The following is a 14,701-nucleotide window of genomic DNA, read 5'->3' as shown; positions in this document are numbered from 1 at the left end:
ATAATGCCCCTGCAATCATATAGATCAGCAGAATATTTCTTACAATATTCACTCCGGATACGGCTGCCGCTTCAGGGTTTCCACCAATGGCATAGATGTTTTTTCCCAACCGGGTCTTGTTCCATAAAATCCAAATCAGTCCCGTAACAATGGCGGCATAGATCACCAGGTAGGGCAGCATGAAGCCTCCGATGTTGATGCTGCCCTGGGCAAATCGCATGTATCTTGGATCCAATCCGCCGATGGGCTGGGCACCATAGGGCGGCCGGTCGAAGTAGATGGAGTTAAGTCCATAGACAATGATCATCATCCCTAAGGTAGCAATAAAAGGGGTTACTTTAAGCTTGGAAATGATAAATCCGTTAATGAGTCCGAAAATCCCTGTTATCACCGCTACCAGCAGGATCGGCAGGAAAATGGGCAAGGACTGAAGATCGGGATACATCCGATAAGCATAGGTTGGCGACTGTAAGAGGGAGGCAGATATAACCGCTGCAATCCCTACCTGGCGCCCTGCTGAAAGGTCTGTTCCCTGGGTAATGATCAAGCCCCCTACACCCAGGGCAATGATAATACGGGTAGAGGCCTGAGCCAGGATATTGCGGAAGTTATTCACAGATAAAAAATCGGGAGAGTAGGCAATGATCACCAGCAGTAAAACCAATAAAACGATAAAAATGGCATTGTTCATCATCCACGTTGCTACATCTTTGGGCCTTATTCTTTTTATTTTATCAGAAATAGATTCAAACACCTTTCTCACTCCTCATCCTATAGAAACTTAGCTGATAAGCGTAAAATCTCTTCTTGACTGGTATTTTTAGTCTCTACGATGCCTGCAAGACGGCCGTTGCTCATGACCAGTATGCGATCGGTAACCCCTAAGAGTTCCGGCATTTCTGATGAGATCATGATAATGCCTTTTCCGATCTTTGCCAGTTCTATCATGAGCTGGTAGATTTCATATTTTGCTCCCACATCGATGCCTCGGGTCGGTTCATCCAGCATAAGTATTTCCGGCTGGGTCAAAAGCCATCGGCCTAGGATTACCTTTTGCTGGTTTCCTCCCGAGAGGGAATTGATGGCAGTCTTTTGGGTAGGGGTTTTTACGCTCATGCTGTCAATTACCCATTTGGTATCCTCTTTTGATTTTTCATCGTCCAAGAGTCCAAATCGGTTCACATATTTATCCATATTGGCAATGGTGGCATTGAAAAGAATGCTCAGCATGCCAAATATCCCCGTTGCACGGCGTTCTTCGGTTACCAGTGCAAATCCATTTTTGATGGCTGCCTCCGGCGAATAGTTTTTGATCTCTTTGCCGTGTAAGTAGATGGCACCTGATTTTACCTGTCTAACACCAAAGAGTGACTCTACGATATCTGTACGCTTAGAGCCTACTAAGCCGGCTACGCCTAAAATCTCTCCTTTTCTAAGCTCGAAGGATACCTCCTGGATAGATGGCTGGTAGGTAGCCGTCAGTTTTTCTACCTTGAGGATGGCTTCTCCCGGTTCATTGACCTTTTCCGGAAAACGATGGGTCAGATCCCGGCCCACCATTAAGCTGATGATCTTATCGGTGGTCAATTCTTTGGCAGGCTTGGTGGCTATCCATTTGCCATCACGCATGACGGTGACTTCGTCGGATATTTTTAAGATTTCTTCCATTTTATGAGAGATATAGATGATGCCAACCCCTTTTTCCTTTAATGCACCAATAATTTTAAACAGATGGTTTACCTCTTTTTCTGTTAAGGAGGAGGTAGGTTCATCCATAACAATAATTTTCGAATGATAGGATACTGCTTTTGCGATTTCTACCATTTGCATTTCAGAAACCGAAAGTTTTTCTACCTTTTCCCGAGGATCTAGATGAATGTCTAACTCCTCAAAGATTTTTTTTGTGTCCTCATACATTTTCTCTTCATCTATGAATAGTCCTTTTTTGGGATATCGTCCCAGCCAGATATTATCGCTGATACTGCGCTGGCGTACTTGGTTTAGCTCCTGGTGCACCATGGATACACCCTTGTCTAATGCCTGCTTGGCCGATAGAAAGTTTACCTTCTGTCCTTCAAAGTAGATCTCCCCTGCATCTGCATGGTAAATGCCAAAGAGGCACTTCATCAGGGTAGATTTCCCTGCACCGTTTTCTCCCATCAAGGCATGCACCGTCCCACGCCTTACGCGCAGCTGTACACGATCCAATGCCTTTACCCCCGGAAATTCTTTAGAAATATCGATCATTTCCAATAGATACTTTTCTGTGTCTTTTTCACTTTCTTGATTGCTCTGCACAGGTTTCACCCCATTCTCTATCTATATCTGAAAAACAAGGATGCATGCACATGCATCCTTGTTTCACATAGTAATGTTTATTTGTAGGCTTCCTCAGCAATGGCAATGTTCTCTAATGTAATGCCAACATACGGCACACGAACGGCCTTTTTGTCATCTAATTTCCACTTTGTTCCATCCAGAGGATCTTTGCCGTTGGCTACATTTAATGCTAAGTCAAGGGTTGCTTGGCCTTGGTTTTTCGCGTCGTTTAATACGGTTCCTACCAGGATGCCCGCCTTGATTTGCTCTAATGCATCAGGAATGGCATCTACTCCAACAACCGGCATGAATTTGTCATTTGTAAAGTATCCGTTGGCTTGCAGCGATGAAAGGGCACCTAATGCCATGGCATCGTTGTTGGCAATCACATACTCGATCTTATCCCCATGCTTGGCTAACCATGCGTCTACTAATTCTTTCCCTTTTACGCTGTCCCACATACCGGTTTGAAGCTCTAATTCTTCTACTTCAATACCAGCATTCTTTATTTCTTCGATCACGTATTTTGTACGTGCTTCAGCATCCGGATGTCCAGGCTCACCCTTTAACAGTACATACTGGATCTTTCCGTCTCCGTTTTTATCCCAAGCCGGATTGGCTTTCCAAGAATCGGCAACGATTTTCCCTTGCATAACTCCCGATTCGGAAGAGGTTGTTCCCACGTACCATGTTTTGTCATAGCTTGCCAATGCAGCAGCATCAGGCTCTTTGTTAAAGAATACTACAGGCAGATTGGCTGCTTTCGCCTTTTCAATGATAGAAGGTGCAGCTTGTGGGTCAACCAAGTTGATGGCTAAGGATTTTACGCCCTTAGAGATCATCATGTCAACTTGCTCGTTTTGTGTTGCCTGATTGTTTTGTGAGTCGTTTAGGATCAACTCTGCCTTATCCTTAGCGCCGGTTTCAATAGCACGGCGTACGAAGGACATAAAGTTGTCGTCAAACTTATAGATGGTTACCCCAATCTTTGGTGCTCCTGCATCTGTACCGGCAGCGGGAGCCTCAGCAGGTTTCTGACCGCAGGCAGCCAATGCAAATACCATTGTCATTGCCACCAATAAAGCTAATATTTTTTTCACACACACTTCCCCCTTTATTTTTCTTTATTTTAGCCCATTGTAGAATTCTACAATTTGCATAAAATCTAGGCTTTTTCTTCAAAGCTAATCCCTTAGGTTTAGGAAACGTTTGCCGATACCATTGAACAAAATTGACGCTCGTCAATTATTGTTCTCCCAACTTTCAAGCTTGTTCCTTGCTTTCTTTGACACCTTGCTAAACTCTATTAGTTTAATTCGCCTTTCATTCTGAATAACCTCTGTAGCTTTTTGCTTTTATCTTTTCTATTTTATCTGTTAGTGTTTTTGTATCGGTTCCTATAGTATTTTTTTAACGCAAAAAAATATAGTCTCCTATATTTTTTATAAGGAAACTATATTTTTTATACTAGGTTTCTGGATGCCTAATTTGTATATTCGCTTTCAGGTAAATTTCTGTAGACCTCATCACGCATATGAAATCCATCCTTAATGATGGTATCATCTATATTTGTTTTATCTACAGCAATAGGTTCTAATATATAATAGGGTACATTATACTTTCCATCGTATATAGTAGCTTGAATATTATTTAAAGGCTCGCCTTTGGCCAGCTGAATCGCCGTTCTGGCAGCAGCATCTGCCAGTTTTTCTATGGGTTTGTACACAGTCATGAGTTGTGTCCCTTCAACGATTCTCTGACAAGCGGCTAAATCAGCATCCTGCCCGACTACAATGGTTTTTCCTGCGGTTCGGTGCTCTGACAGCGCTTCAATAACCCCGTCTGCCAGACCATCATTTCCCGCAATAATGCCATCAATTTTCCTTTTACTTTGAAGCAGTTCGTCGGTAACCCTATAGGCATACTCCTTCATCCAATTGGGGGCCCAATATTCTTCCATCACGCTAGTGCCCTGTTTCTCACCGATTGTCTGTAGTACCTGATCATAACCGTACTTAATTAACTGTGTATTGTGATCGGATGTAGCTCCGTTTATAATCAGTACATTACCGCTTTGAACATTATCTACAACATATTTTGCCATGAGCGATCCAACTTTTATATTATCGAAGGATATATAAATATCTACATTGGAATTGAGTACCAGCCTGTCATAAGAAATGACTCTTACACCTTGCTTCTTGGCCAGTTCAACAGCAGATGCCGCCTTCTTTAAATCATTGGGTACAATAATGAGCACATCAATATTTTGCTCCAGCAGATATTTCACCTGCTTTAATTGATCCTGATCATCATTGTTAGCGTTTTGCACAATAATTTCTGCTCCCAGCTCTTCGACCTTGGCCATAATAATATCCCGATCCTTAATCCATCTTTCCTCCTTCAGGGTTCCTAACGAAAAGCCTATTTTTATTTTGCTGCTCTCCTGTACTGCTGCTCCGTAGTTCTGATTTTTCTTGATATAATTGGCATATATATTTTTGCCTAATAAATAGGTAAGAAATATAAATATGATTAGGAGTATGATTAATATTCCCAGCTTTAATACTTCTTTTGGCTTCATCCTTATATCACCTCTTGTGACAAAGAATTGGATCTAAATTCCGTGGGTGTCATACCCGTTACTTTTTTAAATATCTTGCAGAAATAATTGGGATCGCTGTATCCTATTTCGTGGCAAATTTCTTTTATACTGGCGGATAAATCCTGCAACAGTTCCTTTGATCTTTCAATTCTTACTTCCGTTAGATAATCCACAAAGTTCTTTCCCGTTGTTTCTTTAAAAAACTTACTAAAATAGTGATAGCTCATATTCACTTCTTTTGCTACATCGTCTAAGCTAATATTTTTGTGATAGCTGCTATTGATGTATTTTAATGACTTTAGTATCAGACCATTTAGTTCTTTTTCCCGATTTTCCCCGATGGCCAGGGTTATATCTTTTAGAAAATTTGAATAACTGGCCTTAAGCTCGCTGATATTCTCAATTCTCAACAGCTGAATAAACTGTCCCTGCTCAGAAATATCGTTTTCCTTCACTTCATAGGGAATGGACCGTTTAATAACCACCAAAAGCTCCAGCAGCTTTGATTTGATTTTATCCATATCTTCTTTATAATTTACAGTAAGCCACCAGAAAATCTCTTCAAAGCTTTCCAATACGCCATCTAGGTCTCCCGTGAGCATTTTATGAATCAGCATTTTTTCTTTATTGACGGGATAAGTGTCTACTGTATTTACCGATAGAATTACATCTTCGTAATGAATCACTGAGTCCTTATTGGCTACAGCTGCTGCCATATAAGCTTCATTCGATGACTTCAAAAAATCACCGATATCATATCTTCTTCCTATTCCAATTTTATAGCGAATATTGATGTGTTTTTTGACTCGGTTGACAAGCCTTTGAGCCGTTTCGATAGCCATATTTCTGGCAGTATAGCTGTCTTCGTCCATATTCACCGGAATATAGGCTACTGTTCGGTCTAGCATAGGAGGACCGATCAGGCAAGGTATCAAGCTTTTTAGCTCCAGGCTGAAAATATCATAGAAACGCTGCTTATCAAGGCTGTTTTTCAAGGTTTCCTCTCGTCCATAGCTTTCGGACTCCTCAACAATGGCCAGCATTACATATCCATGGGCTAAACCCATGCCAAAAACATCTTCATAAAATGCTATATCATTGATCATTCTACCGCTTAGCAGCTGAGAATAGATAAACTGCCCTTCCATGTGGGGAATGATTTTATTCATTTTTTCCTTTAATAACATTTCCCTTTGGATGGCTCTTCTTTTCGTAAGTATGCTCTGTGACGCAGTATGGATTGTTTCCACTACCCGGTGCTTATTTACAGGCTTTAACAGGTATTCATGAACCCCAAGATTTACAGCATCCTTTGCATAATTAAAATATTCGTAGGCTGTGACAATTACAAATAATACCTCTCCGTTTGTAGCCTTTATTTGGCGAATTGCCTCAATTCCATCAATTCCAGGCATGCGTATATCCATGAATATAATATCGGGTTTTAGCTCCAGGGCTTTTTCAATTGCCTCCCTTCCTGATCTGGCTATGCCAGCGATCTCTACCCCTTCCGTATATTTTTCAATGATAAATCGAATAGATTCTGCTACCAGGTGCTCATCATCAGCAATTAAAAGCTTTATCATCTTCTTCCACCTCCTCGGGATATGGTATTTTCAAGGTGATCTTCGTCCCCTCTCCCAATCTGCTGTCTATTTCTATAACATCATGAATATCTGCAATATTATAGAATAGTCTCAAGCGGTCTATTACATTATGGATACCAATTCCAGTAACGTGCTTCCTTGTTAAGTCCTCTTGTCCGTCCATGAAAAGTATCATTTTTACCCGATCCTTATCCATCCCCATACCATTATCGATCACCTCAATATGAATCTCCGCGGATTGTTTTTTAACATTTAAGTAGATGACCCCATTTCTCTCCATGTTCTCTAGTCCGTGGATGTATGCATTTTCAACAATGGGCTGCAAAATCGTACAGGGAATCTTTACATCCATAACATCCTCTTCCAGTTCTGCAAAGAATTGAATCTTTTCCCCAAATCTTGTTTTTAAGATATGCATGTAGTTTTTCACATATCTGATTTCGTCTGCTAAGGTAACCGGCTCATCCAATCTTCTCAAGTTATACCGAAACAGCTCTGCCATATTTTCTATAAACTCAGAAGCTCGATCTGCTCCCTCCATTAAAGAAAGCTGTGATGCTGCATTGAGGGTATTAAATAAGAAATGTGGATTAATCTGTGACTGAAGGGATTTCAACTCTGCATCCTTCAAAAGACTCTTCATCTTAAAATTTTGCATCTCCTGTTCTTTCAGCCTATTTTCAAATTCTGCCTGTTTTTTTATCTCATCGATATAATTCTTAATACTGACAACCATTTTGTCAAAGGCGGCTGCCAGGATACTTACCTCGTCCTTTGTATCAATCTTCGTGGGCGGTATATCAAAATCTCCTTTTGATATACGCTCTGCCGAATGAGATAACTCAACAATTGGCTTTGTGAGCCGATAGGTGAAGAAAATTGCTAGAAAAACATTGGTAAATATGGATAAAATAATAATCGCTAAATTAATATAATTAACAACGGTCAAGTTTTTTGTTATTTCATCATATCTTAGAGAACCCTTCTGAAGTTTTCGATTCAATAGGGTATTAATATAAAACTTTATATGTTCACTAATCTGATTTGCTCTGGAAAAATGTGCGATGTATTCGCTGCTGATTCTTCCCCTTTTTGCCCTGACTGCATGGTCTGTTTCGCTTAAAAGCTCATCGATCATGTTTCCGATATCCTTAAGCATCAGACTGTCAAGATCATATACTGCTCTTCTGGGGATCTTCCTCGCTTTTTCCTGAAGCTCATTTAAAGTTGTGTAATAGTTTAGTATAGAATCAGAGGATTTTGTGGTAAGGTATTCTTCCACCTCGGTCATGAGTGCATTTACACCATTATTTAAACTGTTGAGATATACATAGTCCTGTATAATGGTTTTTAGTCCTGTTAATACAATCCTTGCATTATAATAAGAAAAAAAACTGGTGACACCCAGTAAAATGGTGGTAATCAAATAATAGATGATCAGCTTTTTTCTGATACCAGTAAAATGAAAAATTTCTCTATTCATATATTCACCAACTATTCAACCATGTCTGCTTTCATCTCGTATTCCTCCATATTGCTCTTTCTAATAACCTTCACACCTGTATCAATAAAGGTTGAAACATTATTCCTTTCCTTAATATCCAATAGGGCTTTTACCCCTTCATAGCCCATCTTGTAGGGATCGCTCATTACTGTACCATAAATAATATTGTTCTTGATGTATCTTAAAATATTGACTGTATCTCCGTAACCGATCAATGTAATAGCTCCGACCTTATTTTGATCTACAATGAGCTGGGCTGCGCCGAAGGTATCTACCGTATTGGTTGTAAGAATGGCATTGATGTCTAATTGGCTGTTGATAATGGATTGAGTGATTTCTTCAGCACTGAGAATTCCCATTTTTGATATATAGGTTTGTACCACCTTCATTTCTGAATACTCCTTGATGGTACTTAAAAACCCGTTAATTTTCAAATTTTGACTTGCACTGTCCATCTCATAGTCGTTACTTACAATGATTGCAATATTTGCTTTTCCGTTTGTCGCATCAATCATTAGCTTTGCAGCCTCTTTACCCAAAACAAAGCTGTTGGTTCCAACAAAGGCACTTCGATTGCTGTTTTTTGCGTCATTTTCTATGGTAACAACAGGAATACCTAAATCATAAGCCCTATCAATTAACTCTCTAAAGCTCTGTCCATTAGAAACATGGGTAATAATGCCGTCCACCTTTGCCGTAACGGCTATATCCAGATACATCCGTTCCTCTTGGGGATTATTAAATCTTGGTGCATTAAACTCTACGACAACATTATAATCCTTTGCTGCATCTTCTGCCCCTTGCCGGACTTCCTTCCAAAAAGGGTCTACGGAGTTTTGCCCCACAAGGTAGAAGTGATAGGTGGGCTTCACCGATGGGATCACTGTGTCTTCCTGCTGAAGCCAGAGTAACATGGTACTGATAATAGAGATTAAAATCATTAAAATGAGAATGATATGCTTTTTATTAATCAGATAGAGAATTTTTTTTAAGATGTTCATGAATAACGCTTATCCTCCCAGCTACTTTTCAACAAAAGGATCATGGCCCCTCCATGAATCCTATTTTACTATCTATTCTATTTATTCAATCAATATCCTTCTATGTTTCTTGACTCCTATCCTGCCATTTTTTCCATGTCTTTTCAAAAATCTAATACGCACCTATTTTTTAGCAAGCTGCTTTTTATTGGTTTCTTAAGAAATTCGTAAGAAAATGGATTTTGATGTAGAGGAGATTTTTGAAAGGTTTAAGCGGGCAGATACCTCCAGAAATACAGAAGGCTCCGGACTGGGCCTGGCCATTGCTAAGAGCATTGTAGACCTGCAGGGCGGCAAACTGGATATTGAAGTCGATGGAGATCTCTTCAAGGTGATTGTGGCATTTAATAAACAAAAACCGGGCGAACACTGTTCGCCCCTACCTTTTTCATTAAGCATTCTAAAATGCAAAATTTCCCTTCTCAAAAATGGGAATCTCTTCCTCTTTTAGTCCAGCAAATACTTTTTTTGCCCAGGCCTCTGTAGGTATGGAGATCACGCACCAGGCATTCTCATTGCTCATCAGTTTTTCCCGGTACTCCTCAAGGGCTGTGCTACTGGCTTTTCTGGCTTTTGCAAGCCTTTCAGGCTTCACATCCTTCGTCAGCTCAGGATCTGAGGCTGAGATAATTAAAAATGCAGCTCCCTGGTGTACATGGGATAAGTAGAATTCTTTCTGCCACTCTGGAAACTCCTCAAAAATTTCCTCCGGTCCATGGATATATCGAATCTTGGAAAACAGCTCATCCTTCCAGCTGATCACCACATCCCTTGCACCTTCTACGTAAGCCTGTTCTGCAATGATCCGGGTAAAGGATGCACATTCAATAGGGAAAAAAATGACCAGGGTTTGATTTTTTTTGAATATTGATGCCGGTTTTTACAATCAAACGAGCATGTTTTTCTAGCATATGTTGATTCATATTACAGCTCCCTTCAACAGTCTTTCTCATATTTTAGTATGCTCTTGATTCCGAGTATTATAGGAATAATATACCATGATACCCAAGAATAGTTCAAAAGCATAACATTCTTACAACAAAAAATCCCTCATTCATCGAGGGACAGATTGTGCATTTGGGCCAAAGTATTTACTACAGAAAAAATCAGTACTGAGGCGAGATTGGCTGTGGTATTATCTTGATCAAACCTGGGAGCAACTTCAGCGATATCAAAACCAATAACCTTGTTGCTTCTAAGTAGATATTTTAAGAACTTCAAAACCCGCTCCGGGTCCAGGCCCAGCGGCTGGGCAGCGCTGACTCCCGGTGCAAAGGCCGAAGAAAACACATCAGAGCAAATGGTGATATAAATATGCTCGTTGCTCTTCATAAAGGCATCAAACTTTTCTAAAACACTCCAATTATCGCTGTCAATGATATCCTTTGCCAATATGTATTTGGCCCCTAATCGGTCTGCTGTCTTAAACAATTCGATGGTATTGCTGTGTTTTTGGATTCCAAGACAAAGGTAGGAATATTTTAGTTCTCTTTCACTGCACTGATCTGCTATCTGACGAAACATTGTTCCGGAGCTTCCCCCGTTGGGATAGGGTCTAAGGTCAAAGTGGGCATCAAAATTGACAATGCCGATCCTGGGCTTCTCTTTTTGCTTCATCAGATGTTCTAAAATACCATTGTAATGCCCAAGGGCTACCTCATGGCCTCCTCCCAATACAATAGGAAACAGATTTAAAGCCAATAACTTTTCAACGGCCTTTGCTAAAGCTGCCTGGCTTTCTTCTAACGTACAATCTTCGCATAATATATCTCCTGCATCAAATAGTTTTACTACAGGATCAAATCTGCAAGGAAGATTTGTCATTTCTTTGCGGATGGCTTGAGGTCCATTGGCAGCTCCTGTTCTTCCCCTGTTTCGACCAACTCCTGCATCGCAGCAGAAGCCTATAAAGGCAATCCCAAGCTCTCCTTCAAATGGAAACAGGTTTTCCTTTGTCAAGTCTATCAGCTGGATCCATTGGTGCCACCGAAAGGCATCATAGTTGCTGTCGCTGTCAATTCTACCCTGCCATGTATTGCTTCCTATTGCTCTATAGTTTGCTTCAAACATTACGTCCCCCCACTGTCTATCATTGATTTACTTTTACATTAATAGAATATCCTTGGATTTGTCAATAGGATATTGTGGAAAACTTATCTGAAGAAAAGATTTATTGGTCATGCTAGCCTAGATGATTTGAATTCCTCTTAATACTGACTTATTCTCCAGATAAAGCATATATGCTTCCATCATAACAACCGAAGTAGACTACTCCATTGCCAACAGCAGCGGCAGCCCCTATGGCTTTTGGAGCAGCATATTTCCCGATTAACTCTCCCCGGTCTAAATCAAATATATATAGATGATTGTCCCAACTTCCTATATACATTCTATTACCCGCAATAACAGGAGATGCTGTAAAACCATACTTCTCATTATCCCAGCTGCCGATTCTGAATCCTTCATCAGGCTTTATGCTTTCCAGCTCCCTTCGAAAGGCCCACTGCTTCTCACCTTTGGTATTAAGGGCATATACCCTGGGATTGTGGAAACCATAGGTTCCATAATAAAGCATTCCTTCTCTGTAGGCGGGTGTTGAATATGCAGGGTTATCCGCCATATAATAGTGCCATTTTTCTTTTCCTGTTCTTGCATCTATAGCATATAGATTGTAATCAAGACTTCCAATATAAATGATACTATCGACGGCCACCGGAGAAGACTGGATTTGTCCCTGAATAGCATGGGGATGCCCCATAGTTTTAAATTTCCAGACCAGCGTTCCGTCAGCATACTGTAGGATTCGTCATAGCAAGCTGATTTCCTGCTTCTTCCAAACTACCAATAAAATGCCCTTTTTCCTATAGAACGCATTTCATTATCCATTAACATTCCGGAATAAGACGGCTTTTTTGCCCTTGCCAGAACAGTATCAATCGGTGTAAAGCCCTTGTGCATGCTATATAGAGTAGCTTTTGATCTATCAAGCTGCTATAGCGCTCCTTAGATACATCATAGACGATCACCCCATCAAATTCCAATCCCTTTTCCAGATATATAGGGAGGATCACGATATTGTTAGACTGCAGTCAAAATAATACTGCAGTTCTCCCCGGAGAATTTTGTATTGTCTTTTTAGAAGCACACGACCTTGGACAATTCTCTTGTTTGCCCGATAATATGGATTTTAAACAGCCTATGAAACAAAAAAAGTCAACAGAATTTCTCCTGATGACTCACAGCGCTAGTGTTGCTTTCTATCTATAAAATTTTGGTAAGATTGACCGCTATTTTCTATAATGCTTCAAGAAAACAGGAAAAGGTACCATTATCTATCCCTATAAAGTTCCGTCTCTATAAGTAATTAAGTTTCATCTACGTATATAATAACTTATTGGTTTATGTCTGCAAGAATCTGCCCCATCAGTACACCCATCACCGATGCCATCATGAGCCCCCTGGTCCAGCCACTGGAATCTCCCAGGCAGTAAAGTCCCTTGATATTGGTTGCAAACTGCTCATTGATGCCGATTTTATTGCTGTAAAACTTGATTTCAGGCCCGTACAGCAGTGTCTCCCTGCTGGCAAAGCCAGGAACTACGGTATTCATGGCCTTAATAAAGTTTAGAATATTGACCATTGGTCTGTAAGGGATAGCTGAGGTAATATCTCCGGCTACTGCGTCAGGCAGCGTCGGCTCCACATTAGACTGTGCCAGTTCATGCTGCCAGGTTCTCTTCCCCTCCAATATATCTCCATATCGCTGTACGAGAATCTTTCCGTTCCCCAACATATTCATCAGCTCGGCTACCTTTTTCCCATACTGTATGGGCTGATTAAAAGGCTCTGAGAAATTGTGGGAGCTCAGTATGGCCAGGTTTGTATTTTCCGATTTTTTATCCTTATAGGAATGTCCATTGACAATGGCCAGATCGTTATCATAGTTTTCCTGAGATACAAATCCGCCGGGATTCTGACAGAAGGTTCTCACCTTGTTTCTAAAGGGCTCAGGATATCCAATCAGCTTAGATTCGTAAAGCACATTGTTCACCTTTTCCATAACCTCATTACGTACTTCTACCCGCACCCCAATATCTACGGTTCCCGCATAATGATGGATGTCATGCTGCAGGCACATTTCCTTTAACCAGTCTGCTCCTTTTCTGCCTGAAGCCACAATGATTCGATCTCCGAACAGAACCTCTTCGTTTTTCTTCGTTCTGGAATCAACGATCTGAACGCCCTTTGCTGCTTTGTCCTCGATCATTAAGTCTCGAACAAGGGTATTAAACCTAATCTCTACCCCTGCATCCAACAGATATTTTTGTATTTTGAGATAGATTTCCTGTGCCTTTTCAGTACCTAAGTGACGAATAGGACAATCTACCAGCTTTAATCCGGCTTCTATGGCTTTCCTTCTGATTTCTTTAATTTGTTCGTTATTCTCTAACCCCTCTATTTTTGTATCTGCACCAAATTCCAGGTAAATCTTATCGGTATATTCAATCGTTTCCTGGGCTTTACGGCTTCCAATCAATGTTGGTAAATCTCCTCCCACCTCATAGCTAAGAGAAAGCTTTCCGTCAGAAAAAGCTCCCGCTCCTGAAAAACCGGTTGTAATATGGCAGTAAGGCTTGCAGGAGACACACTTTTTCGTCTGTTCCTTCGGACAAGAGCGTTTATCAATGCTGCTCCCCTTTTCTAAAATGATTATTTTACTGGATGGTTTCTGCCGAATTAATTCTAAAGCTGTAAAAATTCCTGAAGGGCCTGCTCCTACAATAATTACTTCATACCGCAAAATCATCATCTCCTCTGAAAAATTATATTTTTCTTCCTAAACTTTCAGACAAAAATAAAGCTGTACTGCTCATAAGAAAAACACTTATAGCCTACAACTTTTTACGGTAGCTCGGTAGATACATCCAGCCCATATTGCCAGATTTATATAAGTGAACTTTTTGTTTTATATTTTAGATATCGTTCGCATTTCAATGTAATTATATCTTATTTTTTCGAATTATTCAATGGATTTTCGTAAATTTTACGTTATTATTCGAACAATATCTACACTTCTCTTATTGTTGTTCGTCTTGTGCCATTCATATATCTATAAAATCCTGCAGAAACTATCTATTATCATTTTTTCTTTTTGATGATGCTTGTCTTTTGTTTATGGTACCTAAGAAGGAAGTATACATGGATACCTTTTCTCATCAAAAGAGTATCCTCAAGAAGTCTACTCCAATCAATCTCAAACTGCTATTTCCACCTTACGGCAAAACAATTGATCCCATAAGAAAGCATCTTCGATGCTTTCGCTAGGAAACCCTAGGTTTCCTTCGACGGCTGCGCGGCAGCCTGAGCACCTTCCTGAATGCGGGCAGGGGATTTCATCCCCTACAACCCCTCTTTTTATATAATAGGAAAGCAGAACTTTCCTGTTATATAAAAATGCTGATACGATAACGTATCAGCTTACAGTTTTCTCCAAATTATTTCCTGACCTTACACATTTCCCGGGAAATATAACAAAATTTTACACAAAAAAGGTTTAGTTAAACGACTAGACCTTTTTGAATATTATGGAAGACTAAATCTCCATGCTTTGCTTCTTATATTTTAC

12 protein-coding genes, 1 pseudogene and 1 riboswitch are annotated in these 14,701 nt (G+C 40.2%); of the genes and pseudogenes, 1 reads left to right on the top strand and 12 read right to left on the bottom strand.

The genetic code is table 11. The features are described 5' to 3' along the window. The 7 genes from BUB56_RS18075 to BUB56_RS18045 form a co-directional block, all read right to left on the bottom strand. The coding region (locus BUB56_RS18075) for an ABC transporter permease subunit (protein WP_242946429.1) at positions 1-754 on the bottom strand (754 nt) is incomplete at its 3' end. A gap of 17 nt (positions 755-771) precedes the next feature. Further along, the gene (gene mglA / locus BUB56_RS18070; protein ID WP_278319519.1) at positions 772-2,298 is read right to left on the bottom strand and encodes a galactose/methyl galactoside ABC transporter ATP-binding protein MglA; all 1,527 of its coding nucleotides are present in this window, start codon (positions 2,296-2,298) and stop codon (positions 772-774) included. A 77-nt stretch (positions 2,299-2,375) separates the two neighbouring features. After that, a complete protein-coding gene (gene mglB / locus BUB56_RS18065; protein ID WP_110942657.1) occupies positions 2,376-3,419 on the bottom strand; it encodes a galactose/glucose ABC transporter substrate-binding protein MglB in 1,044 nt (347 codons plus the stop codon). A 383-nt stretch (positions 3,420-3,802) separates the two neighbouring features. Next, complete coding sequence (locus BUB56_RS18060) at positions 3,803-4,903, bottom strand: sugar ABC transporter substrate-binding protein (RefSeq protein ID WP_110942656.1); 1,101 nt, start codon at positions 4,901-4,903, stop codon at positions 3,803-3,805. A gap of 2 nt (positions 4,904-4,905) precedes the next feature. After that, complete coding sequence (locus BUB56_RS18055) at positions 4,906-6,510, bottom strand: response regulator transcription factor (RefSeq protein ID WP_110942655.1); 1,605 nt, start codon at positions 6,508-6,510, stop codon at positions 4,906-4,908. Next, a complete protein-coding gene (locus BUB56_RS18050; protein WP_110942654.1) occupies positions 6,488-8,014 on the bottom strand; it encodes a sensor histidine kinase in 1,527 nt (508 codons plus the stop codon). Before BUB56_RS18050 ends, BUB56_RS18055 begins: the two co-directional genes overlap by 23 nt. An 11-nt stretch (positions 8,015-8,025) precedes the next feature. Beyond that, a complete protein-coding gene (locus BUB56_RS18045; protein WP_110942653.1) occupies positions 8,026-9,036 on the bottom strand; it encodes a sugar-binding protein in 1,011 nt (336 codons plus the stop codon). A gap of 211 nt (positions 9,037-9,247) precedes the next feature. Between BUB56_RS18045 and BUB56_RS20235 the strand changes: the two are divergent. Further along, positions 9,248-9,427, top strand: a pseudogene (locus BUB56_RS20235) (ATP-binding protein); the annotation flags it as partial. A gap of 48 nt (positions 9,428-9,475) precedes the next feature. Here the strand turns inward: BUB56_RS20235 and BUB56_RS18035 are convergent. The 5 genes from BUB56_RS18035 to BUB56_RS18010 form a co-directional block, all read right to left on the bottom strand. Further along, positions 9,476-9,880: an aminopeptidase gene (locus BUB56_RS18035; RefSeq protein ID WP_330392694.1), complete on the bottom strand. Its 405-nt coding sequence runs from the start codon at positions 9,878-9,880 to the stop codon at positions 9,476-9,478. A gap of 245 nt (positions 9,881-10,125) precedes the next feature. Next, positions 10,126-11,145: a formimidoylglutamase gene (gene hutG / locus BUB56_RS18030; protein WP_110942652.1), complete on the bottom strand. Its 1,020-nt coding sequence runs from the start codon at positions 11,143-11,145 to the stop codon at positions 10,126-10,128. A gap of 148 nt (positions 11,146-11,293) precedes the next feature. Further along, positions 11,294-11,878, bottom strand: a complete 585-nt coding sequence (locus BUB56_RS18025; protein WP_330392692.1) for a PQQ-binding-like beta-propeller repeat protein — start codon at positions 11,876-11,878, stop codon at positions 11,294-11,296. Between the two features lie 82 nt (positions 11,879-11,960). Next, positions 11,961-12,146 (bottom strand): ATP-binding domain-containing protein, encoded by a 186-nt coding sequence (locus BUB56_RS20455; protein ID WP_278319518.1) that lies wholly within the window; start codon positions 12,144-12,146, stop codon positions 11,961-11,963. 320 nt (positions 12,147-12,466) lie between these two features. Further along, positions 12,467-13,882 (bottom strand): NAD(P)/FAD-dependent oxidoreductase, encoded by a 1,416-nt coding sequence (locus BUB56_RS18010; protein WP_334292845.1) that lies wholly within the window; start codon positions 13,880-13,882, stop codon positions 12,467-12,469. A gap of 61 nt (positions 13,883-13,943) precedes the next feature. Further along, positions 13,944-14,047, bottom strand: a riboswitch (purine riboswitch). Positions 14,048-14,701: the final 654 nt, after the last annotated feature.

Source organism: Geosporobacter subterraneus DSM 17957, assembly GCF_900142145.1.
GTDB lineage: Bacteria > Bacillota > Clostridia > Peptostreptococcales > Thermotaleaceae > Geosporobacter > Geosporobacter subterraneus.
This window is presented reverse-complemented; position numbering and strand designations above follow the sequence as displayed.

Coding starts and splice junctions, on each gene's coding strand:
- BUB56_RS18060 (WP_110942656.1), bottom strand. CDS start 4,903: ATGAAGCCAAAAGAAGTATTAAAGCTGGGAATATTAATCATACTCCTA.
- BUB56_RS18055 (WP_110942655.1), bottom strand. CDS start 6,510: ATGATAAAGCTTTTAATTGCTGATGATGAGCACCTGGTAGCAGAATCT.
- BUB56_RS18050 (WP_110942654.1), bottom strand. CDS start 8,014: ATGAATAGAGAAATTTTTCATTTTACTGGTATCAGAAAAAAGCTGATC.
- BUB56_RS18045 (WP_110942653.1), bottom strand. CDS start 9,036: ATGAACATCTTAAAAAAAATTCTCTATCTGATTAATAAAAAGCATATC.
- hutG (WP_110942652.1), bottom strand. CDS start 11,145: ATGTTTGAAGCAAACTATAGAGCAATAGGAAGCAATACATGGCAGGGT.
- BUB56_RS18010 (WP_334292845.1), bottom strand. CDS start 13,882: ATGATTTTGCGGTATGAAGTAATTATTGTAGGAGCAGGCCCTTCAGGA.